The sequence below is a fragment of the Carnobacterium sp. genome (assembly GCF_040274945.1).
In the GTDB taxonomy this organism is placed as follows: Bacteria; Bacillota; Bacilli; order Lactobacillales; family Carnobacteriaceae; genus Carnobacterium_B.
In genome coordinates this window covers 125,805-149,430 of sequence record NZ_JBEMAR010000002.1, presented here as the reverse complement: position 1 = coordinate 149,430, position 23,626 = coordinate 125,805, and the positions used below count along the sequence as shown (strand labels likewise).

The 23,626-nt window shown below is 35.3% G+C and carries 25 protein-coding genes; 22 read left to right on the top strand and 3 right to left on the bottom strand.

Annotated elements, in window-relative coordinates:
- Positions 1-159 precede the first annotated feature (159 nt).
- Together ABS916_RS03130 and ABS916_RS03125 are read right to left on the bottom strand one after the other, a co-directional pair.
- Positions 160-837, bottom strand: a complete 678-nt coding sequence (locus ABS916_RS03130; RefSeq protein WP_350450517.1) for a type 1 glutamine amidotransferase — start codon at positions 835-837, stop codon at positions 160-162.
- Between the two features lies 1 nt (position 838).
- Complete coding sequence (locus tag ABS916_RS03125; protein WP_350450516.1) at positions 839-2,188, bottom strand: MurT ligase domain-containing protein; 1,350 nt, start codon at positions 2,186-2,188, stop codon at positions 839-841.
- A 238-nt stretch (positions 2,189-2,426) separates the two neighbouring features.
- Here ABS916_RS03125 and ABS916_RS03120 point away from each other — a divergent pair, with 238 nt between their 5' ends.
- The 22 genes from ABS916_RS03120 to ABS916_RS03015 all read left to right on the top strand — a co-directional run bounded on the left by ABS916_RS03120 (position 2,427) and on the right by ABS916_RS03015 (position 22,968).
- Complete coding sequence (locus tag ABS916_RS03120) at positions 2,427-3,008, top strand: thymidine kinase (RefSeq protein WP_350450515.1); 582 nt, start codon at positions 2,427-2,429, stop codon at positions 3,006-3,008.
- Between the two features lie 75 nt (positions 3,009-3,083).
- Entirely contained in the window at positions 3,084-4,160 is a 1,077-nt protein-coding gene (prfA, locus tag ABS916_RS03115; RefSeq protein WP_350450514.1) for a peptide chain release factor 1, read from the top strand.
- Positions 4,150-4,998, top strand: a complete 849-nt coding sequence (gene prmC / locus ABS916_RS03110) for a peptide chain release factor N(5)-glutamine methyltransferase (protein WP_350450513.1) — start codon at positions 4,150-4,152, stop codon at positions 4,996-4,998. The genes prfA and prmC overlap by 11 nt, the downstream gene beginning before the upstream one ends.
- 60 nt (positions 4,999-5,058) lie before the next feature.
- On the top strand, positions 5,059-6,078 hold the full coding sequence (locus tag ABS916_RS03105) for an L-threonylcarbamoyladenylate synthase (protein WP_502880575.1): 1,020 nt from the start codon (positions 5,059-5,061) through the stop codon (positions 6,076-6,078).
- Between the two features lie 65 nt (positions 6,079-6,143).
- Positions 6,144-7,397, top strand: coding sequence for a serine hydroxymethyltransferase (gene glyA, locus ABS916_RS03100; RefSeq protein ID WP_350450511.1), 1,254 nt, complete (start codon positions 6,144-6,146; stop codon positions 7,395-7,397).
- A 122-nt stretch (positions 7,398-7,519) separates the two neighbouring features.
- Positions 7,520-8,149: a uracil phosphoribosyltransferase gene (gene upp, locus ABS916_RS03095; RefSeq protein WP_350450510.1), complete on the top strand. Its 630-nt coding sequence runs from the start codon at positions 7,520-7,522 to the stop codon at positions 8,147-8,149.
- Positions 8,150-8,899: 750 nt separating this feature from the next.
- A complete protein-coding gene (gene atpB, locus ABS916_RS03090) occupies positions 8,900-9,643 on the top strand; it encodes a F0F1 ATP synthase subunit A (protein WP_350450509.1) in 744 nt (247 codons plus the stop codon).
- An 88-nt stretch (positions 9,644-9,731) separates the two neighbouring features.
- Positions 9,732-9,944 (top strand): F0F1 ATP synthase subunit C, encoded by a 213-nt coding sequence (gene atpE / locus ABS916_RS03085; RefSeq protein WP_013711301.1) that lies wholly within the window; start codon positions 9,732-9,734, stop codon positions 9,942-9,944.
- Positions 9,945-10,051: 107 nt separating this feature from the next.
- Positions 10,052-10,567: a F0F1 ATP synthase subunit B gene (gene atpF, locus ABS916_RS03080; protein ID WP_350450508.1), complete on the top strand. Its 516-nt coding sequence runs from the start codon at positions 10,052-10,054 to the stop codon at positions 10,565-10,567.
- A complete protein-coding gene (atpH, locus tag ABS916_RS03075; protein ID WP_350450507.1) occupies positions 10,554-11,096 on the top strand; it encodes an ATP synthase F1 subunit delta in 543 nt (180 codons plus the stop codon). Before atpF ends, atpH begins: the two co-directional genes overlap by 14 nt.
- A 24-nt stretch (positions 11,097-11,120) precedes the next feature.
- Positions 11,121-12,668 (top strand): F0F1 ATP synthase subunit alpha, encoded by a 1,548-nt coding sequence (gene atpA, locus ABS916_RS03070; RefSeq protein WP_350450506.1) that lies wholly within the window; start codon positions 11,121-11,123, stop codon positions 12,666-12,668.
- Between the two features lie 15 nt (positions 12,669-12,683).
- Entirely contained in the window at positions 12,684-13,598 is a 915-nt protein-coding gene (locus ABS916_RS03065) for a F0F1 ATP synthase subunit gamma (protein ID WP_350450505.1), read from the top strand.
- Positions 13,599-13,618: 20 nt separating this feature from the next.
- Positions 13,619-15,025 carry a F0F1 ATP synthase subunit beta gene (gene atpD, locus ABS916_RS03060; RefSeq protein ID WP_035023775.1) on the top strand — a complete coding sequence of 469 codons (1,407 nt, stop codon included), beginning with the start codon at positions 13,619-13,621 and terminating at the stop codon, positions 15,023-15,025.
- A 12-nt stretch (positions 15,026-15,037) separates the two neighbouring features.
- Complete coding sequence (locus ABS916_RS03055) at positions 15,038-15,460, top strand: F0F1 ATP synthase subunit epsilon (RefSeq protein WP_035023773.1); 423 nt, start codon at positions 15,038-15,040, stop codon at positions 15,458-15,460.
- A gap of 175 nt (positions 15,461-15,635) precedes the next feature.
- Positions 15,636-15,869 (top strand): DUF1146 family protein, encoded by a 234-nt coding sequence (locus ABS916_RS03050; protein ID WP_035023771.1) that lies wholly within the window; start codon positions 15,636-15,638, stop codon positions 15,867-15,869.
- A 139-nt stretch (positions 15,870-16,008) separates the two neighbouring features.
- Entirely contained in the window at positions 16,009-17,319 is a 1,311-nt protein-coding gene (gene murA / locus ABS916_RS03045; protein WP_350450504.1) for a UDP-N-acetylglucosamine 1-carboxyvinyltransferase, read from the top strand.
- 384 nt (positions 17,320-17,703) lie between these two features.
- Complete coding sequence (gene mreB / locus ABS916_RS03040) at positions 17,704-18,696, top strand: rod shape-determining protein MreB (protein ID WP_350450503.1); 993 nt, start codon at positions 17,704-17,706, stop codon at positions 18,694-18,696.
- Between the two features lie 29 nt (positions 18,697-18,725).
- Positions 18,726-18,929, top strand: a complete 204-nt coding sequence (locus ABS916_RS03035) for a DNA-directed RNA polymerase subunit beta (protein ID WP_350450502.1) — start codon at positions 18,726-18,728, stop codon at positions 18,927-18,929.
- A gap of 156 nt (positions 18,930-19,085) precedes the next feature.
- Complete coding sequence (locus ABS916_RS03030) at positions 19,086-19,421, top strand: single-stranded DNA-binding protein (RefSeq protein ID WP_350450501.1); 336 nt, start codon at positions 19,086-19,088, stop codon at positions 19,419-19,421.
- Positions 19,422-19,824: 403 nt separating this feature from the next.
- A complete protein-coding gene (locus ABS916_RS03025) occupies positions 19,825-20,685 on the top strand; it encodes a 3D domain-containing protein (RefSeq protein ID WP_350450500.1) in 861 nt (286 codons plus the stop codon).
- A 148-nt stretch (positions 20,686-20,833) separates the two neighbouring features.
- A complete protein-coding gene (locus tag ABS916_RS03020) occupies positions 20,834-21,550 on the top strand; it encodes a winged helix-turn-helix domain-containing protein (protein WP_350450499.1) in 717 nt (238 codons plus the stop codon).
- Positions 21,547-22,968 (top strand): ATP-binding protein, encoded by a 1,422-nt coding sequence (locus ABS916_RS03015; protein ID WP_350450498.1) that lies wholly within the window; start codon positions 21,547-21,549, stop codon positions 22,966-22,968. The genes ABS916_RS03020 and ABS916_RS03015 overlap by 4 nt, the downstream gene beginning before the upstream one ends.
- A 76-nt stretch (positions 22,969-23,044) precedes the next feature.
- Here the strand turns inward: ABS916_RS03015 and ABS916_RS03010 are convergent, their stop codons facing one another.
- Positions 23,045-23,611 carry a hypothetical protein gene (locus ABS916_RS03010; protein WP_350450497.1) on the bottom strand — a complete coding sequence of 189 codons (567 nt, stop codon included), beginning with the start codon at positions 23,609-23,611 and terminating at the stop codon, positions 23,045-23,047.
- Positions 23,612-23,626: the final 15 nt, after the last annotated feature.

Below are 23,626 nucleotides of genomic sequence, written 5' to 3'. Positions count from 1 at the left end.
AATCTCGAGTAGAGGCCCTTTAGTTACTATTCCTTGAAGGAAATCGGGTCAGAGTGTCAAGTAAATCCCCGTTAGTCGCTAGTTCTCTCACAAAGCAAAAAACTCTATATTAGTTGGTGAGTAAATTTTTCACACCAACTAATATAGAGCTCTTTTTTATTAGGCAAATAATTCTTCTGCTTCTTTAGGGAATCGTTTTTTTACTGCTTCTTTCAAAATACGATCGGTTAATGTTGTATTTCTAACTAATAATGGTCCATGGAAGTATGAACAGTAAGTTTGCTTGTAATGAGCACCTTCCGTTTTATCTTCGCCATTATTGCCATAACCCATTTCAACGACACCTAATGGTTTAACGCCTTCACCAAGAAAAGTACGGCCATTATGATTTTCAAAACCTTTATAAGTTTCGCCAAACTCACCATTTTTGATGACAATATCGCCAATAAAGCGATTGTTGTCTTGATTCAAGGTATAGTGGTTCAAAGCACCGATACCGTTGATTCTATTTCCTGCAGCATCTACATAATAGTGGCCTAATAATTGGAACCCACCACAGATACCGACTGTAACGCCATCATTTTCGATGTATTCAGTAATAGCTTCTTTTTTAGCTTGGATATCTTTTGAAACGATTCTTTGCTCAAAATCTTGCCCGCCACCGAAGAACATTAAATCGTATTTATCTGCATCAAAGGAATCATTTAAACTAACGATCTCGATGTTAAACTGAACGCCTCTTTTTTTAGCACGGTGTTTTAACATCAACAAGTTGCCGTTATCTCCATAAGTATTTAATAAATCACCATAAAGATGACAAACATTTAATTCAATCATCTTACATACCTCCCTCAATATAGCCTTGGTTTGCTAACTCTTTACGCAATTGTAAGACAGCAGTATAAGTAGCTAGGACGTAGATTTTTTTCGTTGGCGCATTTTTAAAGCTCTTAATTATTTCAGGTATGCTTGGGATAACTTGAAGTTCTTCTTCAGGAATTCCAGCAACTTCTAAGCGAGCAGTGATGTCTTCTACTCGTTCACCACCAACAGTGACTTGTTTGATGTTCATATTCGGAACGATCTCATAATTTGCATCCCAGATCCAGCTGACGTCTGTTCCATCCGCATAGTTTGCATTTAAAATTGAAACAAGCGAGAACGGTTCTGGAGTTAAGTTGATCATATCCAAGACTTGATTCAAACCAACAGGATTCTTAACTAAGTTAATCGTAATTTCTTTGTCATCGATTTGAATAACCTCTTGACGACCAAAAACTCGTTTTGATGCGGCAAATCCAGCACGAATTTGATCAGTAGAAACATCCAATATCCGACCAACGCTATAAGCAGCTAAGGCATTATAAATATTGTACTGTCCACCAATCTTAATTTCAAAGTCTTCTCCATCGATTTCAAATTTAGACGATTCATGATCCATATGAGTCAAGTCCGTTAAACGATACGTCAATTCTGGACGTTTGAAATCACAATTAGGACAATAATACTTCCCTAGATTGCTGTATGTTAAAAATTTGTAATGTAAGATATTGTTGCAGTGTGGACATAATACACCATCGGTATTGTAGTGAGCTTTTAATTCACCATCTGGAAGGTGGTCAAAACCAAAGTACACACGTTTATTAATGGTTTCTTTTGAGTTGAAAATTGGAGCGTCCCCATTGCTAACAATCAAAGCCTCAGGAGCTAACGCTGCGCCATTCAACATCATTTGATAAGTCGTATAAATTTCACCATAGCGATCCATTTGATCACGAAAAACATTCGTAAATACAATCGCTTTTGGTTTGATGTATTTTGTTACATGGATCAAACTAGCTTCATCTACTTCAAGAACAGCAGCCTTTTTCTCGGTGTTATTTGTGTAAGAATGATGTTCAAGAAAAGTTGAAATGATTCCTTGCAACATATTTGCACCAGTAGGATTTGTAATAATTTCAGGATATTTTTGTTTTAAAACTTGATAAGTCAATGCGGTCGTTAATGTTTTACCATTCGTTCCGGTAACGATAACCACATCGTAATTTCTTGATAACGTACCTAATACGGTAGGATCTAACTTCTGTGTTAGTTGACCGGGATAACTACTTCCGCCTTTTAAGAACGTATGAAGTCCCCATTTAGTTGTTCTTCCTACTGCAATGGCAAATGCACTACGTATACTCAATTGAGTTTCCTCCAATTACTAAAAATACTTTTTTTGCTACTTTGATATTCTAGCACATATTTCTTGTGAAATTGTTAAAAATTGCCTAACTTGTTCATTTTAAAGACAAACTTAATTTCTTTTCTCACAATTGGTGTAAGATTCTTCTATTATAAATCGGGAGAGAGGCTTCACTTTTACATCGTTTTAACGTATAATTCATAATGGATTCCTACGAGAGAAATGAGGAAAAAACAAGATGGCCCAACTTTTTTTTAAATATGGAGCAATGAATAGTGGAAAGACGATTGAAATTTTAAAAGTAGCATATAATTATGAAGAACAAAACAAACCTGTCGCAATTATGACAAGCGGTTTGGATGATCGTGATGAGATTGGTGTAGTATCTAGTCGAATTGGTTTAAGACGTGAAGGAATCGCAATATTTGAAGAAACAAATGTCTTTGAAACGATAAAAGCATTGGATTACGTACCGGCATGTGTATTAATTGATGAATCGCAATTTTTGAAAAAAGAGCATGTTCTTCAATTGGCTCATATTGTGGATGAATTAAATATCCCAGTTATGGCATTTGGATTGAAAAATGACTTTAAAAATGAACTGTTTGAAGGTTCAGAGTACTTATTGTTATACGCGGATAAAATTGAAGAAATGAAAACCATTTGTTGGTATTGCCACAAAAAAGCAACGATGAACATGCGTATGATTGATGACAAGCCTGTTTATGCAGGAGCTCAAATCCAAATAGGGGGCAATGAAAGTTATTTCCCAGTTTGTCGCAAACATTACTTCAATCCGCTATTGAAGGACGACTTGTAGCGTTCTTAGTGTTGTGAAGAAAGACAACTAAAGACACAACGACGCAATAGGCTTAGAAGAAAAGGAGAATAACTTATGTTTGATAGATTAGAAAGCGTTGAAGGACGTTATGAAGAACTAAATGAATTGCTGAGTGACCCAGAGGTAGTCAGCGATACCAAACGATTAATGAAACTGACTAAAGAAGAAGCTGCTATTCGTGAAACAGTCGCAACTTACCGTCGCTACAAAGAAGTCAGTCAAGACATTTCGGATACAGAAGAAATGCTTGGTGAAAAATTAGACGCTGAGATGGCTGAAATGGCAAAAGAAGAACTAAATGATTTAAAGAAAGAAAAAACAGAAATTGAAGAAAAAATGAAAGTGTTAATGTTGCCGAAAGATGAAAATGATGACCGCAATATCATTATGGAAATTCGTGGAGCAGCTGGCGGAGATGAAGCACAATTATTTGCTGGAACTTTGTTTAACATGTATCAAAAATACGCTGATGCACAAGGTTGGAAAACTGAAGTATTAGATGCCAATATTACAGGCATCGGTGGGTACAAAGAAATTACCTTAATGATCACTGGAGACAATGTTTATTCTAAATTGAAGTATGAAAATGGCGCTCATCGTGTTCAACGTGTTCCAGCAACCGAATCACAAGGTCGTATCCATACTTCTACTGCAACTGTAGTGGTTATGCCGGAAGCTGAAGAAGTGGAATTGGATCTGCCGGATAAAGATATTCGTACAGATATCTACCATGCAAGTGGAGCCGGCGGACAGCACGTTAATAAAACAGCGTCTGCCGTTCGTTTGACTCATTTACCTACAGGAATTGCTGTAGCGATGCAAGATGAACGTTCGCAAATCAAAAACCGTGAGAAAGCGATGAAAGTTTTGCGTGCTAGAGTATATGATCATATCCAACAAGCAGCTCAAAGCGAGTATGATGCCGAACGGAAATCAGCTGTTGGAACCGGAGACCGTTCAGAACGTATCCGTACGTATAATTTTCCACAAAGCCGTGTGACCGATCATCGTATTGGATTGACCATTCAAAAGTTAGATCAAATTTTATCTGGTAAATTAGATGAAATTATTGATGCTTTGATTTTAAATGATCAAACAGCTAAAATGGAGCAATTGCAACATGAAGAGTAAGACAACTTATAGAGAAGTCCTGAAATGGGCTTCTTCTTTTTTAGAGACATGTAAAAGAGAACCCATTGCTGCAGAGATTTTGCTAAGAGAACGTCTGGACTGGTCGAAAACGGATATCATGATGCATTTAAATGAAGAAATGCCCTCGGACGTGAAACACCAACTCTTACAGGATGTATCCAATCATGGGTCTGGTATCCCTATTCAACAATTATTAGGTTACTGCTGGTTCTATGACCGAAAGTTTAAAGTTACAAAAGACACGTTGATTCCACGACCGGAAACAGAAGAAATTGTAGATGTATTTTTAAAAAGCTCTTCTACAGGACAGAAGAGAACTGTTTTGGATATTGGAACAGGGACAGGAATCATTGCAATCACCATAAAAAAAGAACGACCGCTTTACGAAGTAACCGCAACGGATATTTCATCTAAAGCTCTAAATGTAGCTCAAGAAAATGCAACAGCATTAGAGGCAGATGTTCGCTTTCTGCAAGGTGATTTAACGGATCCTGTAAAGACTGAGACTTTTGATGTCATTCTTTCCAATCCTCCGTATATATCTAATGACGAAATCAGTTATATGGATGAAAGTGTTTTGCACTACGAACCGCATTTAGCTTTATTTGCTGAAAACAATGGTTTAGCTATGTACCAAAGATTAGCAAAAGAAATTCCAGCTATTTTAAATCCAGGTGGTGAAGTATTTTTAGAAATTGGATTTAAGCAAGGAGAAAAAGTTCAAGAGCTTTTTCAAGAGGCTTTCCCAATGGCTGAAGTAACCATTGAAAAAGATATGAGTGGAAATGACCGCTTGATCCAAGTTAAAACAAAATAAGGATTCAACACCATTTAACTAAATGTGATGAGTTTTCTTGAAATGAACGGAGGAAAAACTGTGGAGACTATTATATATCGACCATCTGAGGTGCTTAAAGCAGCTCAAAAAATCCAACAAGGTGAACTGATTTCTTTTCCCACAGAAACCGTTTATGGATTAGGAGCTGATGCAACGAACGAAGCAGCAGTTAAAAAGGTTTATTCAGCAAAAGGGAGACCAAGCGACAACCCATTAATTGTGCATGTCTCGACGATAGAAGAAGTTGAGCAGTATGTACAGGAAGTACCTAAAGTGGCTAATAAGCTGATGCAAACCTTTTGGCCAGGTCCATTGACACTGATTTTTAAAGTGAAGGATCATGTTTTTGCGCCAACCGTTACGGCTGGTCTAACGAGTGTGGCCATTCGGATGCCCGATAATGAACTAACATTGCAGCTGATTCGTGAATCAGGTAAACCCCTTGTTGGGCCAAGCGCCAATACATCTGGTAAACCAAGTCCGACAACTGCAGATCATGTTTACCACGATCTGAAAGGAAAAATAGCAGGTGTGCTGGATGATGGAGACACCGGGTTAGGATTGGAATCAACTGTTTTAGATATTACGGATCCAAAGTTACCCACCATATTGAGACCAGGGGCAACAACTAAAGAAGCTTTGGAAAAAGTCATAGGAACCGTTTTTGTTGATCGTCACTTGGTTTCAAGCGAGGAAGTTCCTAAAGCACCTGGTATGAAGTACAAGCATTATAGCCCTAATGAACCTGTTATTATTGTTGCTGGAGAAAGTGAAACCTGGAAAAAAGCGATTAAAACGTATCAACAACAAGGTGAAAAGATTGGTCTTTTAGCCAATCAAGATCTTCTAAATCAATTCCAAGACAGCATTACAGCTGCCTATTCATTAGGAGAAAATAAAAATATCCATGATGCTTCAAGACGATTGTATTCAGGATTAAGATACTTCGAAACAACAGATGCCACACTTATTTTAGCCGAATCTCATGAGAAAATAGGATTAGGCGAAGCCTATATGAATCGACTCCAAAAAGCAGCAGGTAACCATTTTTTTGATTAACCATAAATCAGTAGAATTAACTAATAAAAAAGCGTTTATTATAACTATTGAAGGGTGTGGCCGATATGAATAACATAAATTTTGATAAAGAGATCTTTGATGCCATTGAACAAGAAAGCAAAAGACAAGAGCAAAATATTGAATTAATCGCTTCAGAAAACTTTGTATCTGAAGCTGTACTTACTGCACAAGGAAGTATTTTAACGAATAAGTACGCAGAAGGCTATCCCGGTAAAAGATATTATGGCGGGTGTGAATTTATTGATGTTATTGAAAATTTGGCTATTGAACGTGCAAAAAAACTTTTTGGAGCAGAATATGTAAATGTTCAACCACATTCAGGTTCTAGCGCAAATATGGCAGCTCTTAATGCTTTAATAAATCCAGGAGACACTGTGTTAGGCATGGATTTAACACATGGTGGTCATCTAACACATGGTTCTCCCGTAAACTTCAGTGGCAAAACGTACCATTTTATCTCTTATGGTGTAGATAAAGAAACAGAAGAGTTGGATTATGAAGTGGTTCAAAAATTGGCTAAGCAACATAAACCTAAATTGATTATTGCAGGAGCTAGTGCATACTCTAGAAAAATAGATTTTGCACGATTTAGAGCAATTGCGGATGAAGTTGGAGCTTACCTAATGGTTGATATGGCTCATATAGCAGGATTGATTGCAGGAGGTTTGCATCAAAATCCTGTTCCTTATGCAGATGTTGTCACAACTACTACACATAAAACGTTAAGAGGACCACGTGGTGGAATGATCCTAGCTAAAGAAAAGTATGGAAAAGCAATAAATAGCGCTATTTTCCCAGGTATTCAAGGTGGTCCTTTAGAACATGTTATAGCAGCTAAGGCAGTGGCTTTAAAAGAAGCGTCTACTCCAGAATTTAAAGAATATGCTGCTCAAATCATTAAAAATGCAAAAGCCATGGAAAGTGTTTTGAACGCATCAATTGGTCATTTGATTAGTGGCGGAACAGATAATCATCTTTTGTTGTTTGATGTGACAAACTTTGGATTAAATGGAAAAGAAGCAGAAGTTCTATTAGATAAAGTCGGCATTACTGTCAATAAAAATACGATTCCTTTTGAAACATTGAGTCCTTTCAAAACAAGTGGTATTCGAATTGGAACGCCAGCTATTACAACAAGAGGATTTAATGAAGCCGATTCTAAAAAGGTAGCCGAATTCATTATTGAAACATTGACAAGTAATGGAGATGTTGAAAAAATGGCGGCTATTCAAACGCAAGTTCATCAATTGACTGCTAAACATCCATTGTATAAATCTAAAGTATCATTCAGTAATTAATCCTTCTACAATAGACAAAAAAGGTAGAATAAAAAGAAAAACACTAAAAAGGTAGCACTAGACGCTAATATCCTTTACAATAGAAATGTTTAAAAAATAATGAAAAATGAGGGCTGAATACAATGTCGAAAGTTCAAGTTATGGATCATCCATTAATCCAACACAAATTAACTATTCTTCGTGATAAGAATACAGGAACGAAAGATTTTAGAGAAGCAGTTAATGAAATTGCACGCTTAATGGCATTTGAGGTTTCAAGAGATATGCCTTTACAAGATGTAGAAATCGAAACTCCTTTAGTAAAATCAATTCAAAAAGAATTAGCTGGAAAAAAAGTTGCGATTATTCCAATTTTAAGAGCTGGTTTAGGTATGGTCGATGGAATGTTAGATTTAATTCCTGCAGCAAAAGTTGGACACGTAGGAATGTATCGTGATCATGAAACGTTTGAACCGGTAGAGTATTTTGTGAAATTGCCATCGGATATCAATGAACGCCAATTGCTTGTTGTAGATCCAATGCTTGCTACAGGCGGATCAGCTATTGCAGCTATTGATTCATTGAAAAAACGCGGTGCAACAACGATTAAATTTGTTTGTCTAGTTGCAGCTCCAGAAGGCGTAGAAGCGTTAGAACAAGCTCATCCTGATGTAGATATCTATACTGCAGCACTAGATGAACGTTTAGATGAAAATGGCTACATATTACCTGGTCTAGGCGATGCTGGTGATAGATTATTTGGTACAATGTAATTAGTAAGATTAATTAAATAAAGAGCCGTAAACCAAAGGATAAAATTCTTGGTTTACGGCTCTTTTTGTATGGACGATAGTTATATTTTTCTGTTTGCTAAGAATTAGATGATAAAAATAAGATAAATCTTATTTGCTATAGGAGATACATAAATAATAAAGACAGTAACCAATTTCAAAATGACAAAAATGAGTAGGTTGTATTTTTCGTTCTCTAGGAAAAAAGTAAAAATAGTGCAATTAGAATAGAAAAAACAGGGTAAAATAGAGGATTTAACGATAAAGCCAAAGCTATATAAAAACAATAAAGAATTTTAGGTACTATAAAAGTCGGGAAAATTGTCATTGGAAGAAGAGATAATAAATGCAAAACCAGGTTTTAGTGTTAGGGATTTAAAGCAGAAAGCGAAACTGTGTTATCATTTTTTTGGATAAAACAGTTGAAAAACCCGTTTTAATAATGATTTATTGAAAAATAAGATTGTTTTTCATTTTCTTTTGTATTTTAAATCGAATGGTGGTATGATAACGAATGCCAGTGAAAAAAGAAGAAATGTTTTAGAACTTAGTCAGTATTTTTTACATTGCTAAATAAATAAAAGCAAAATTGTGCTTAAATCCATTTAGATAGGAAAGAAAGCAGAACTATGCTAAAATGGGCGTGTGAAATTAACATAGATGAGAGTTTCACAAATATATTTTTTTCCTGTTTGCAATTATAGATTTTAATTATGGAAAGAGGTGAACGTTGTGGATCACGAAAATCCGATTGTTACATTTTTTGGCTTAGATTTCAATGTCACCAATAATCTTGTAACAGTATCAGCGTGCGTGATTGTATTCTTGATTGCGTTTATTTGTACGAGGAATCTACAGATTAAGCCAACAGGTAAACAGAACTTTATAGAATGGGTAGTTGATTTTGTAGGGAATATTGCTACAAGTGCAATGTCTAAACAACAAGGAGAACGGTTTAAGTTATTTGGTTTTACTATTTTAACCTTTGTATTTGTTTCAAATATTATGGGATTGCCATTGATTTTAATTGTTGAACCTTATCAAGTATGGAAAAGTCCAACTGCTGATCCGGTGGTTACCTTAACTTTAGCAGCTATGGTAATTGTTATGACACATTATTTTGGTGTACAAGAGCAAGGGGTCAAGAACTACTTTATGAATAGTTTTGTTAGACCAGTCCCATTCCTATTTCCAATCAAAATTTTTGAAGAGTTTACGAATACATTGACTTTAGCTCTTCGTCTTTATGGAAATATTTACGCAGGAGAAATCTTGCTTGGATTGATAGCTTCGTTAGCTCAAAGCGGAGGGGTCTTCACTTGGGTAATTGGTATTCCTTTAGAAATGGCTTGGCAGGCCTTCTCATTATTTATCGGAAGTATACAGGCTTTTGTTTTTACAACACTGACAATGGTTTATCTTTCTCATAAAATTGAGCACGAAGAAAGTACAGATCACATTAAAGAAGCAACGTAAGCGAATCAAGTTATAAGCTAGTAGGATATACATTAATCATTACAATTAAGAAAAATAAAAGATGACTATATTAGGAGGAAAATGAATTATGGGTTTAATAGGAGCAGCAATCGCAGTAGCAGGAGCAGCAATCGGAGCAGCACTTGGTTCAAGTAGAGTAGTATCAAAAACAATTGAATCAATTGCTCGTCAACCAGAAATGAAAGGTCAATTACAAACATTGATGTATATTGGGATTGGTTTAGTAGAAGCTATTCCTATCATGGCAGTTGTTATTGCCTTTATCTTAGTTTTCCAATAAAAGCTAGCAAGCAAAACGAAGTATTAGAAATTGACAGGTAGAGAATAGTATTCTCTCTACCTGTTCTTTTAAAGCAACATTGAAGTATAGGTGAAGGAGTGTGGAGAATGGTCAGTCCATTGTTTGTAGGACAAATAACAGCTGGAGATTCTATTGTCACTTTGGTCTCATTTTTACTATTAATGCTAGCATTAAAGATGGTTGCTTGGAAACCTCTGATGGCAATGATGGAGAAACGAGAACAATTGATTGCAGGAAATATCGATAGCGCAGAAGCAAAAAAATTAGAAGCGGATCGATTGCTTACTGAACAACAACAAGAATTAGAAGAGACAAGAAACAAAGCGAGTGCAATTATTGAACAAGCAAGAGACACAGCTGATAAAGTTGAACGAGAACAAATAGCATCCGCTAAAGTAGAAATAGCACGATTAAAAGAAGAAGCTAAAAAAGCCATTGAGTTAGAAAGAAAACAAGCTTTAGCAGGTGCACAAAATGATATTAGTCGTCTGTCTATGGATATTGCAGAAAAATTGATTGGCAAAGAATTATCTAATGAAGGGCATGCTGAACTAATCGAAGAGTATATTGAAAGGTTGGCGAATAATAATGAAATTAAATAGAAATATGAACAATCGCCAACTTGCAGATGCCTTTTATCAAGACTCTAAAGAAAAAGGGATAGTTGACGTTGCGTTTGATAATATGATGGACGTTCGTCAAGTATTAGAAACGATTCCTAATCTAGGAACGATTTTAGTTGATCCACGTTTGGAAAAATATAAACGAGACCATCTTCTGGCAGACTTGATTAAGCATTTTGATATAAACACTCAAAGTTTTTTGCATATGCTTTATGACTATGACTTGATCAGTGATATTAGAGATGTTGTAAATGAGTTTGAAAAAATTTACGATTACAAAAATAGGACGGTAGTTGCTAAAGTGACTACAGCAGTTCAATTGACCAGTAGTCAAAAGGATCGTTTAATAGACGTTATGAAACAAAAATTAGATGCGAAAAAAGTATTATTGCATACGATCGTGGATGAACATGTTCTTGGTGGAGTAATTATAGAAGCCGAAAGTCAAGTTTATGATGGCAGTATCCGTTCTAACTTGGAAGCATTAGAAAAACAATTGATTCGATAAAAGAAGTTATGAGGTGAATCGTTTATGGGCGTAAAAGCAGAAGAAATTAGTTCACTGATCAAAAAGCAAATTGCAAGCTATCAAAGTGAATTAGTAATAGATGAAGTAGGTACAGTTAGTTACGTAGGTGACGGAATCGCTCGTGCTTATGGATTAGAAAACGCAATGTCAGGAGAACTGTTGGAATTTTCTGATGGTACTTTTGGTATGGCACAAAATTTAGAAGTAAATGATGTTGGGATTATTATCCTAGGTGAATTTACAGGAATTCGTGAAGGCGATATTGTTAAACGTACTGGTCGAATTATGCAAGTTCCAGTTGGAGAAGCAATGATTGGGCGTGTAGTTAATCCTCTTGGACAACCAATTGATGGTTTAGGTGAGATTGTTACAACTAAGACTCGCCCAATTGAATCTGAAGCTCCAGGAGTTATGGATCGTCATTCAGTTAATGAACCTTTACAAACCGGAATCAAAGCGATTGACGCATTAGTTCCAATTGGTCGTGGGCAAAGGGAATTGGTTATTGGTGACCGAAAAACTGGAAAAACAACATTAGCAATTGATACAATTTTAAATCAAAAAGGCCAAGATACAATTTGTATTTATGTAGCAATTGGACAAAAAGAATCAACTGTACGTAATCAAGTTGAAACATTGAAAAAATATGGCGCAATGGATTATACGATCGTTATGACAGCAAGTGCATCTCAACCGGCTCCATTACTTTATATCGCACCTTATGCAGGATCAGCTATAGGAGAAGAATTCATGTATAACGGCAAACATGTTTTGATTATTTTTGATGATTTAACAAAACAAGCTGCTGCTTACCGTGAACTGTCTCTCTTGTTGCGTCGTCCTCCAGGTCGTGAAGCTTATCCAGGAGATGTTTTCTACTTGCATTCACGTTTATTAGAACGTGCTGCAAAATTGAGTGATAAATTAGGTGGCGGTTCTATGACAGCTATTCCGTTTGTCGAAACTCAAGCAGGCGATATTTCAGCTTATATTCCTACAAATGTTATTTCCATTACAGATGGACAGATTTTCTTAGAGAGTGACTTATTTTACTCAGGTATCCGACCAGCGATTGCAGCTGGATTATCAGTATCACGTGTTGGAGGATCTGCTCAAATTAAAGCAATGAAAAAAGTTTCTGGAACATTGCGTTTAGATTTAGCAAGTTTCCGTGAATTAGAAGCCTTTACTCAATTTGGTTCAGATTTAGATGCTGCTACTCAAGCAAAATTAAATCGTGGGCATAGAACAGTTGAAGTTTTAAAACAAGGCTTGCATCAAACAATAGCTGTTGAGAAACAAGTGATGATTTTATATGCTTTAACACACGGTTTCTTAGATACAGTTCCGGTTAGTGAATTAGGTCGTTTTGAAAATCAATTTTATGACTTCTTAGATAACCAACATGCTGAAATCTTAAGTGAAATTGTTGAAACTAAGGATTTGCCAAGAACAGAGAAACTAGATGCTATCATCACTGAATTCATTACTAATTTTTTCACTAATTATATTGACTCTTCAGCTGATGCAAACGGCGGACAAACCAATTAAAGGCGGTGAATAAGAATGGCAGCCTCTTTAAATGAAATCACAAAAAAAATAAGTTCAACAAAAAAGACGAGTCAGATTACGAATGCCATGCAAATGGTATCTGGTGCAAAATTGGCAAAAGCTGAAAATGTAGCAGCTGGTTTTCAAATGTATTCTCAAAAGGTAAGAGAAATTGTTACTCATCTAGCGCATAACCAACTTTCTTTGATTGAAAATGACATGATTGGAACGAATTCACCATCCAATATTGATTTTCATGATATGTTGGTTGAACGTCCTATTAAAAAGACTGGATACATTGTTATCAGTTCAGATAAAGGGTTGGCCGGTGGATACAACAGTTCGGTTATTAAATCAACTGTTGATATGATCACCAGAGATCACACTTCTCCAGAGGAGTATGTATTTATGGCTGTGGGTTCAACAGCAGCGGATTTCTTTAAAGCTAGAGGGATGAATGTTGCTTATGAATTAAATGATATCAGTGATCAACCATCTTTTGAGGAAGTACGTACAATTGCTAGAACAGCGACTGAAATGTATAAAAATGAAGTTTTTGACGAGTTGTATGTTTGTTACAATCATCATGTAAACACGATCATGTTTCAATACAGAGCTGAAAAAATGTTGCCGTTATCCGATTTGGATGTAGCAGAAACAAAAGATTATGCAAAAGATTATATTTATGAACCTTCTAAAGAAGAAATTCTAGATATTATATTGCCTCAATATGCTGAAAGTTTAATATACGGAGCGATTTTAGATGCTAAAGCTGCGGAACATGCAGCACGTATGACAGCTATGAAAGGTGCGACAGATAACGCTAAAAATATTATTGATGATTTAACGATTCGTTATAACCGAGCACGTCAAGCCGCTATAACAGAAGAAATTACAGAAATCATTAGTGGTGCTTCAGCGTCTAAGTAAGTAAATGGGAGGAATAACGAATGAGTATTGGACATATTGTTCAAGTTATAGGACCTGTTGTGGATGTAGAATTTCCAATAAATGATACTATGCCTGAAATTAATAATGCTCTCATTGTTGAAAAAAACAAGAGTAAGAATGAAACGGTTGTCTTAGAGACAGCACTATTGTTAGGAAATGGTGTCATTAGAACAATTGCTATGGAAGCTACAGAAGGACTGCAACGTGGTATGAGTGTTATTGATACTGAAAAAGCGATTTCTGTTCCAGTCGGTGAAGAAACTCTAGGACGTATGTTTAACGTTTTAGGAGAAACAATCGATGAGAAAGAACCGTTTCCAGAGGATGTACAACGTCATCCAATCCACCGTAATGCTCCAGTATTTGATGAATTAAGCAGCAATACGGCAATTCTTGAAACTGGAATTAAAGTTATTGATTTATTAGCTCCTTATTTAAAAGGTGGTAAAATTGGTCTATTCGGTGGAGCAGGAGTAGGTAAAACGGTTCTGATTCAAGAATTGATCCATAATATTGCTGAAGAACATGGTGGGATATCTGTGTTTACCGGTGTTGGTGAACGTACGCGTGAAGGAAATGACTTGTATTTTGAAATGCAAGGTTCTGGCGTTATCAAACGTACAGCGATGGTATTCGGTCAAATGAATGAGCCACCTGGTGCGAGAATGCGTGTGGCGTTAACGGGATTAACGATTGCAGAATACTTCAGAGATGAAGTTGGACAAGATGTATTGTTGTTTATCGACAATATTTTCCGATTTACACAAGCTGGATCAGAAGTATCGGCCTTACTAGGTCGTATGCCATCAGCAGTTGGGTATCAACCCACTTTAGCAACAGAAATGGGACAATTACAAGAGCGAATCACTTCAACTAGTAAAGGTTCCATTACATCTATTCAAGCGATCTATGTACCAGCGGATGACTATACTGACCCAGCGCCAGCTACAGTTTTCGCTCATTTAGATGCAACAACCAACTTGGAACGTAAATTAACGGAACAAGGGATTTATCCAGCGGTAGATCCTTTAGCATCAACTTCTAGTGCGTTATCTCCTGAAATTGTTGGGGAAGAGCATTATAAAGTTGCTACAGAAGTTCAACAATTATTGCAACGTTACCGTGAATTGCAAGATATTATTGCTATTCTAGGAATGGATGAATTATCTACAGATGAAAAAATCGTGGTATCTAGAGCGAGACGTATCCAATTCTTCTTATCGCAAAACTTTCATGTAGCTGAAGCCTTTACTGGCTTGCCTGGTTCATATGTTCCTGTTGAAGAAACAGTACGTGGATTTAAAGAAATTATTGATGGACGTTATGATCACTTACCAGAAGATGCATTCCGTAATGTAGGAAGAATCGAAGAAGTTGTGGCTAAAGCAGAGTCAATGGGTTACTAGGAGGTAAACGTGATGAGTGAAATGCAAGTAAACATTGTTACGCCTGCTGGAATCGTCTACAATCATCGAGCAAGTAGCGTGATTGCTAAAGCAGTAGATGGAGAAATTGGTATTTTACCAAATCATATGCCAATTATTGTGCCTCTTACTATTCATTCCGTTCGTGTAAAACGTGTTTCAATAGATACTGAAGACTGGATCGCTGTAAATGGTGGAGTTATGGAAGTTAGAGATAACGTTTGTTCCATTATTGCGGATAGTGCTGAACGTGCAAGAGATATTGATGTTGAACGTGCTTTTGAAGCGAAACAGCGTGCAGAAGAAGAATTGCGTAAAACAGAAGCCATTGAGAATAAGAGTCATTCAAAACGTGCAGAAATATCTTTAAGAAAAGCCGTTAATAGAATCACTGTATCTAAGCATAAAAGAAATTAAGTAAAAGTTGGAATAAAGCAGCTAGTCTGTATTTATTCCAGCTTTTTTATTTGACTAAAAAAGAAAATAGCACTACTGAGCCCGTTATATTACAATTTAAAGTCAAGAGAATGTTCTTTCGGCTTCTTTTATGTTAGTATAATGGTAAGATTTAGAAGGGAAGAGAACTAAAAATATGAACTTTCTAGGTGTGCAGGCTCTTATCACTATCGTATCTCATTTGTTTTTTGTCTTGCTAACTTTTTGGGCACTAAAAGGAATACGGATAGAAAAATTGATTAAAAAAAATAATATTGGCCAAGCTCGTGTGCTCTACTTATTTGTGTCTATAACCATAGGATACACGGTAAGTACGTTTTTTATGGATTTCTTGCTAACATCACAAAATTTGATCTTTTTGTTTTATTAAGAATTAACTAAATTTATGACAAAATATCGTTTAAGTTTGTACCTTCACTTGGCTTCGTGTTATACTATTAAATGTTGTCTTGTACTATTTACCTCACACAGTTGTGATAAAGGCAATGAAAATTTTGGAGGGATACTACATGGAAAAGATTATCGTTCGAGGTGGAAAACACCTAACTGGTACAGTGAAAGTAGAAGGGGCAAAAAATGCCGTATTGCCTATTTTAGCTGCTACCATTTTAGCAAGTAAGGGACAAAGTAAATTAACGAATGTTCCCATACTATCTGATGTATTCACTATTAATGAAGTTTTAAGCCACTTAAATTTAACTGTTGATTTTAACGAAACTGAAAAAGAAATTACTTTAGACGCTACAAAGGAATTACATTATGAAGCTCCTTTTGAATATGTAAGTAAAATGCGTGCATCAATCGTTGTAATGGGACCTCTATTAGCTCGATTAGGACACGCAAAAGTTGCTCTTCCTGGAGGATGTGCTATAGGAACACGTCCGATAGATTTACATTTAAAAGGATTTGAAGCGATGGGTGCGGAAGTACATATCGAAAATGGATATATCGAAGCATTCGCCGATCAATTAAAAGGAGCTCACATCTACTTAGATTTTCCAAGTGTTGGAGCTACACAAAATATTATGATGGCTGCCACACTAGCTAAAGGAACAACTACCATTGAGAACGTTGCTCGAGAACCTGAAATCGTTGATTTAGCTAACTTCTTAAATCGTATGGGAGCTAAAGTCATTGGTGCCGGTACTGAAAGTATCCGTATAGAAGGTGTAAGTGAGTTAACGGGTGTAGAACATAGTATTATACCAGATCGTATTGAAGCTGGTACATTCATGATTGCAGCAGCAGTTACTCAAGGAAACGTTTATATTGAGGATGCAGTTGCTGAACACAATAAACCTTTAATTTCAAAATTGAAAGAAATGGGTGTTCAATTCGAAGATGAAAAAAATGGACTACGTGTTATTGGTCCTAAAAAATTAAAAGCAACAGATGTAAAAACAATGCCGCATCCTGGTTTTCCAACAGACATGCAAGCTCAAATGACGATCGCTCAAGTTTTTGCTGAAGGAACAAGTACGATGAAAGAAACTGTATTTGAAAACCGCTATATGCATATGGAAGAGTTGCGTCGCATGAATGCTGAGTTTAAAATTGAAGGTCAAACATTAGTCATCTACGGCCAATCTGAGTTACAAGGAGCCGAAGTTGCTGCCACAGATCTTAGAGCAGCCGCAGCTTTAATCATCGCTGGTTTGGTTTCAAAAGGTTATACTAGAGTAACACATTTAGAATACCTAGATCGCGGTTATTATGAATTCCATAAAAAGCTACAAGCCTTAGGTGCAGATGTAGAACGCATTGAAGAGTCTGTAGAAATCACTATGGAAGAAACTGAACTTGAACAATTGTTTTCGTAAGCATAAAGTAATAAAAACTAATCTTTTATATTTTTCGAAATGTATTTAGAAGATGTATGTTTAATTTAAGCCTTTTGAAGTAGACACTTAAGAAGTGGTGCTTCAGAGGGCTTATTTTAGTTGGTTCACAAATAGTCGGATACTTCAAAAGAAAGTTCAATGTAAGAGCTTGTCTCAATCGGTGCAACAATAAAATTTATTTTTTTTGTTTCTGCGTAGAGTGTAAACTTCTGTCACAGAAACCATTAAATTTAATTAAATGTCTTTAATTCGACATTTAAGAATGATACAAGTTATGCTATAATAGTAAATTAGATGGCTACTTTATTTTTTAAAAGAGTAGTCAATGATGAACGAACAAGAGCTTGAGAGGAGAAACAAGTAATGGCGAGAGATATAGGGATAGATTTAGGTACAGCCAATGTATTGATTCATGTAAAAGGAAAAGGCATTGTTTTAAATGAGCCTTCAGTCGTTGCAATCGATACTACAACAAAACGTGTTTTAGCAGTTGGAGAAGAAGCGTACTTAATGGTCGGACGTACACCGGGTAACATTCGTGCTATTCGTCCATTACAAGGAGGAGTTATTGCTGATTTTGACATAACTGAAGCAATGTTAACTCACTTTATTAATAAATTAAATGTTAAGGGCTTTTTATCAAAACCAAATATTTTGATTTGCTGCCCAACAAATATAACAACAATTGAACAAAAAGCGATTATTGAAGCAGCTGAGAAAAGCGGCGGAAAAAATGTTTATCTTGAAGAAGAACCTAAAGTAGCAGCTATCGGAGCGGGTATGGATATTTTCCAACCAAGCGGAAATATGGTTATTGATATCGGTGGCGGAACAAGTGATATTGCCGTTCTTTCTATGGGTGGAATCGTGACTAGTCGTTCATTAAAAGTAGCTGGAGACCAATTGGATAATGAAATTACACAATTCGTTAAGAAAACTCACAAGTTATTGATTGGTGAACGTACAGCTGAAACAATCAAGAAAGAGATTGGAACAGTTTTCCCTGGTAAACGCGATGATTCAATGGAAGTTAGAGGCCGTGATATGATTACTGGCTTGCCTAGAACAATCACGATTACTTCAGATGAAGTTCAAAAAGCAACAGCTGAATCTATGATGATGATCGTTCAACAAGCTAAAGATGTGTTAGAGCAAACGCCTCCTGAATTGTCTGCAGATATCATTGATCGTGGAGTAATTTTAACAGGTGGTGGCGCATTATTAGATGGTATTGATCTACTCTTCTCTGAACAATTGAGAGTTCCTGTATTTGCTGCTGAACAACCATTAGATTCTGTTGCATTAGGAACAGGAATCTTATTAGAAAATATGACAAAAAAAAAGCGTAAATTTTAGAAAATAGTCGACCAAAATGAGGTGAACCAATGACTAAGGAAAAAATAGGACTTCAAATCGCCACATTTATTCTAAAAATAGTACTTGTGATTGTTTTGATTGCTCTCGCTTTTATTATTGGAGCGATGATCGGTTACGGTGTATTAGGCGATGGAAATCCATTTGCTATTTTTGAAAAGGAAACATGGGTGCACATTTTTAGTTACTTTACAAAACCTACAATAGTCAACTAATTGTAAACCTTATATGAAGTTAAATGAAAGCAAAAAACAACACAAGTAATTTTCTTTGTGTTGTTTTTTGCTTTTTAGTATTTAATTGATCGAAAAAAAAGTAAAAACATTAGAATTGCAGATAGTAAATAGAGTAAAACAAAAGGAGGAAAGAAAATGAATCAAATTGGATTAGTTGGGCGTTTAGTAAGAGAAGTAGAGCTTAAAGAAGTTGGTGAAGACAAAGTTGTCACTAATAATACCTTAGCAGTAGCAAGAAGAGGGAAGAAAGAAAATAGTCCATCAACTGACTTTATTCCTATTGTTGCATGGGGACAAGTAGCGAAACTTATCCAACTTTATTGTGAGAAAGGGCATATGGTAGGACTTACTGGAAGAATACAGTCAAGGTCTTACATCAATAAAGAAGAAGAAACTGTTTTTATGGTTGAAATGGTAGTAGACGAGGTACATTTTTTACAAAACAAAAAATTAGAAACAGCTGTAAAGTAATGAAAACGGAATACTTATTGTTACAGAATTGTAATAAAACACATAAAATAGGATGAAATAGAAAAAATGATTAAAAATAAGAGGATTAAGCGATCGGTTTTGTAATAATTAGTCAAAGGAAATGCACAACAAGAAAAATTAAATAACACCCAAAATGAATATTTAATTAGAAAAATGTTAGGTTCTAAAACTGGTTCTGTCAGCATTAAGCATAAAAAATTTATACATTATGAGAAAATAACCTAGAATAAATTTTGGTTGAATATTCAGAATCTTTACAGTTGTCTCTTTGAAAACGGTGATCAAAATTGTTGTGTTACAGACCCTTAATTCCTAAGTAACCTTAGCCTATATCGTACGTGATATGATATCTCTCGTACTGAAATAGGAGGAAAATAATCCAATGAAAAAAATAGTTTTATCCATCATTGCCTTATTTATGTTGGCATTAGGAACAACTGGAATCACAACTGTTTTAGCTGCTCAGAATGAGAAAAGCGAAAATACATCAAAAGAAACAAAAACTAAACAATCGGATGAATTAGAAATACAAAATGGTTTAGATTATTTAATTGATGAAAGAGAAGATAGTAAAGCAATTGTTCAAACTTTAGTTACTAGTCCATCTAGTGAAGAACTCTTATTAGAACCGGTTAGTATTGAAGAGGATCAGGAAAAAACTAAAAATGAAGAGAAGAATACAGTTGACTACACAGTCGAATCTGGAGATACATTAATCAATATCGCAACTGCTTTTGAAGTTGACGTAAGTGAATTGATAAAATGGAATGAACACGTAACAAATGATTCACCATTGCAGATTGATGAAGTTATCCAAATTGAAACAAATTTAACTACTGAAACGATCAAACCTGAAAAGCTTATATGGGAAACTGAAACAAACGAAGAAGCTCTCCCAGTATCAAACCAACAAGATACAGTTATAGAAGAAACAAGTACAGGCTCTTCTGATGCTTCAACGGAAAAGATGACGGTAGTTGCTACTGCTTATAGTCGAAATCAGCCTTCTCTAACGAATATCACTGCTTCAGGAATAGACTTAAGTCAAAACCCTCAAGTTATTGCGGTAGATCCTACTGTAATCCCATTGGGCACTAAAGTTTATGTTGAAGGATATGGAGAAGCGATTGCTGGCGATACAGGAAGTGCAATTATTGGAAATCGAGTAGACTTGCATATGGATAGTATAGATGAGTCGTTCAAATGGGGTATTCAAGAAGTTGAACTAACCATTTTAAATTAATAGAGAGAAGGGAGTTGAGACAATGATCTTGACTCTCTTTTTTTGACGAAATAGTGAAGAATATGAGATGATTCGGCATGATGCTTTAGTTGCAATGGTAAAAAGAGTATAATAAGGTAGAGAATTTTTTTGAGAAAGAGGGTATTTCATGAATATATTAATGATTGAAGATAATCAATCCGTATGCGAAATGATGGAAATGTTTTTCATGAAAGAAGAATGGAAAGCTACATTTGTCCAAGATGGTAAAGAGGGATTAGATGCTTTTCTAAATGATTCCGAAAATTGGGATTTGATTACGTTAGATTTAAATTTGCCAAGTATGGATGGTATGCAAATTTGTCGTGAAATACGAAAAGTTTCAAAAACAATACCAATTATTATGCTAACAGCTAAAGATTCTGAAAGTGACCAAGTTATTGGACTAGAGATTGGAGCGGATGATTATGTTACAAAGCCATTTAGTCCATTAACTTTAATTGCCCGTATAAAAGCTTTATATCGTCGAGTAGATTTGATTCATGATGAAGCCGGTAAAGTAGATGAAAAAGCATATGAAGTTGAAACAAAGTATCTTAAAATGGATAAGAGAACGCGTGAAGCCATTTTGTATGATCAACCTATCGACAGTTTGACGCCAAAAGAATTCGAATTGCTTTATACGCTAGCCAAAAGTCCTAAGCAAGTTTTTTCTAGAGAACAGTTGTTAACGATCGTTTGGGATTATGAATACTTTGGAGATGAGCGAACAGTTGATGCTCACATCAAAAAATTGCGTCAAAAGATTGATAAAACTGGTCCACAAGTGATTCAAACCGTTTGGGGAATAGGGTATAAGTACGATGATTCTGGAGTTTCCTCATGAGATTGAATTATTTTTACCAACAAATGTTGGCCTTTTTTGCAGTTGTGACGATCGTCTTGATTATACTAGGATTTTCTTTTTTACAATTTGCCCGAAACACGCTTTATCAGAATACTGAAACTCAGTTATTTGGGTACGCTGAAGCTTTAATTGATGAAGATCTTCAAATGGATAAACTTGAAAATGGACAAGTTATTTTAAAAAATCAAGGTGTATCCATTTTTGTATTTGATAGTACAGATAGTATGATTTACCCTAGTACAACTGAAAAGTACATTAGTGGTATTTCAGATCAAGATCTTAAGAAGTTGAAAAATGGTGAGCCAATTTCATTAACTCAAAGAAATACAGATTTTTTTGGTAATCAGATTAATACTGCTATCGTTTATCAACCTTTTTTTACTCAAAGTACGGGCGAGTTCTACGGATTTATAGCCGTTAGTGCGCCAATCAGTACAATAGAAGCAAATCTAAAGGATATCCGAAATAATTTGTTTAGCGCATTTATTTTCTCAATTGTGGGTGCAACTATAGCTAGTTATCTTTTTGCTAAGTTCCAGGTAAAAAGGATCAATCGTATTAGAAGTGCGACTCATAAAGTATCAAAAGGAGATTTCAATGTTCATCTAGAAAACAAAGAAATGGATGAATTTGATGATTTAGCAGCTGATTTTAATAGTATGGTTGACTCTTTAAAAAGTTCTCAAGAAGAAATTGAACGTCAAGAGAAACGACGCAGACAATTTATGGCTGATGCTGCACATGAAATGCGCACACCATTGACAACGATCAATGGGCTATTAGAAGGTTTAGAGCACGATATGATTCCAGAAAGTCAAAAACAGAGAAGTATCCAATTGATGCAAAATGAAACACGTCGTCTAATACGCTTAGTAAATGAGAACTTAGATTATGAAAAAATTCGGTCTAACCAAATTACTTTGCAAAAACAAACTTTTGATGCACATGAAGCATTAGAAATGATTGTTGAACAACTGAAAGGAAAAGCTCGTGATTCAGGAGATGAACTGATATTAGACTGTCCAACAGAATTAGCAATATATGCGGATTACGATCGATTCTCTCAAATTATTGTAAATATTATCCAAAATGCTATTCAATTTACAACTAATGGAAAAATCAGTATTATAGGCTATTATGGCGAGAATGAAAGTATCATAAAAATCAAAGATTCTGGTATTGGAATGACTGCTGAAGAAATTAAAAATATATGGGAACGTTACTATAAAGCAGATATTTCAAGAAAAAATACTAAATATGGAGAATCTGGGTTAGGTCTAGCAATCGTTCAGCAATTGGTAAATCTTCATGGTGCAAGTGTTGAAGTAGAGAGTTTACCGGGCGAAGGAACAACTTTTACCTTATCTTTTCCACTTGATTTAAATGAATTAGGTTAAATAGCTATAAGTAAAATAATACAAAAGGTTATCGGAAGTTATGACAATTGTCTAACTTCTGATAACCTTTTGTATTTTAACTGACTTTTCTTGAAGAGTAAGCGATAGGATTTAGATCAAACGGTTTCTCAGAAGCTAAAAGCTGATTATCGGAAGTAACTAAAATAAATGAAAAATCTTTTGTACGTGCATAGTAGCGAAGGGACAATAGCCAATCTTGTTTTGAAGAAGCAGATTCAAACCTGAAACAATCTTCTACTAAAATGATTTTTTTATTACATAGTTCATTTAACCGTAATTGCAACTGAAGGGACAGGTTTAAAGGCAATGCTTTAAAAGGTTGATCAGCTAAGTTATCAGATAGATCGAGTTCTTCTAATACTTCATTTACTACTAAATCAAGTGAGCGTTTCATTTGATTAGATGCTAAGGACAAAACAAGCAGCATGTTTTCTCGGACAGTTAAGTAATCAATAAACGTTTCATTCTTTGTAATGACCCCAGGAAAAGAGCCTAACTGTCTATTAAATTGCTTCATCAAAATAGGGAAATCAACTTCCTCAGCTGATAAACTATAAATCGTTTTAGGTTTGATTGAAAATACAGGATGATTGTCAGCTTTTTTTAAAGATTGTTTAAACATAATATTTCCTCCTTA

Coding starts and splice junctions, on each gene's coding strand:
- ABS916_RS03130 (WP_350450517.1), bottom strand. CDS start 837: ATGATTGAATTAAATGTTTGTCATCTTTATGGTGATTTATTAAATACT.
- ABS916_RS03120 (WP_350450515.1), top strand. CDS start 2,427: ATGGCCCAACTTTTTTTTAAATATGGAGCAATGAATAGTGGAAAGACG.
- prfA (WP_350450514.1), top strand. CDS start 3,084: ATGTTTGATAGATTAGAAAGCGTTGAAGGACGTTATGAAGAACTAAAT.
- prmC (WP_350450513.1), top strand. CDS start 4,150: ATGAAGAGTAAGACAACTTATAGAGAAGTCCTGAAATGGGCTTCTTCT.
- glyA (WP_350450511.1), top strand. CDS start 6,144: ATGAATAACATAAATTTTGATAAAGAGATCTTTGATGCCATTGAACAA.
- upp (WP_350450510.1), top strand. CDS start 7,520: ATGTCGAAAGTTCAAGTTATGGATCATCCATTAATCCAACACAAATTA.
- atpE (WP_013711301.1), top strand. CDS start 9,732: ATGGGTTTAATAGGAGCAGCAATCGCAGTAGCAGGAGCAGCAATCGGA.
- atpF (WP_350450508.1), top strand. CDS start 10,052: ATGGTCAGTCCATTGTTTGTAGGACAAATAACAGCTGGAGATTCTATT.
- atpH (WP_350450507.1), top strand. CDS start 10,554: ATGAAATTAAATAGAAATATGAACAATCGCCAACTTGCAGATGCCTTT.
- atpA (WP_350450506.1), top strand. CDS start 11,121: ATGGGCGTAAAAGCAGAAGAAATTAGTTCACTGATCAAAAAGCAAATT.
- ABS916_RS03065 (WP_350450505.1), top strand. CDS start 12,684: ATGGCAGCCTCTTTAAATGAAATCACAAAAAAAATAAGTTCAACAAAA.
- atpD (WP_035023775.1), top strand. CDS start 13,619: ATGAGTATTGGACATATTGTTCAAGTTATAGGACCTGTTGTGGATGTA.
- ABS916_RS03055 (WP_035023773.1), top strand. CDS start 15,038: ATGAGTGAAATGCAAGTAAACATTGTTACGCCTGCTGGAATCGTCTAC.
- ABS916_RS03050 (WP_035023771.1), top strand. CDS start 15,636: ATGAACTTTCTAGGTGTGCAGGCTCTTATCACTATCGTATCTCATTTG.
- murA (WP_350450504.1), top strand. CDS start 16,009: ATGGAAAAGATTATCGTTCGAGGTGGAAAACACCTAACTGGTACAGTG.
- mreB (WP_350450503.1), top strand. CDS start 17,704: ATGGCGAGAGATATAGGGATAGATTTAGGTACAGCCAATGTATTGATT.
- ABS916_RS03035 (WP_350450502.1), top strand. CDS start 18,726: ATGACTAAGGAAAAAATAGGACTTCAAATCGCCACATTTATTCTAAAA.
- ABS916_RS03030 (WP_350450501.1), top strand. CDS start 19,086: ATGAATCAAATTGGATTAGTTGGGCGTTTAGTAAGAGAAGTAGAGCTT.
- ABS916_RS03025 (WP_350450500.1), top strand. CDS start 19,825: ATGAAAAAAATAGTTTTATCCATCATTGCCTTATTTATGTTGGCATTA.
- ABS916_RS03020 (WP_350450499.1), top strand. CDS start 20,834: ATGAATATATTAATGATTGAAGATAATCAATCCGTATGCGAAATGATG.
- ABS916_RS03015 (WP_350450498.1), top strand. CDS start 21,547: ATGAGATTGAATTATTTTTACCAACAAATGTTGGCCTTTTTTGCAGTT.
- ABS916_RS03010 (WP_350450497.1), bottom strand. CDS start 23,611: ATGTTTAAACAATCTTTAAAAAAAGCTGACAATCATCCTGTATTTTCA.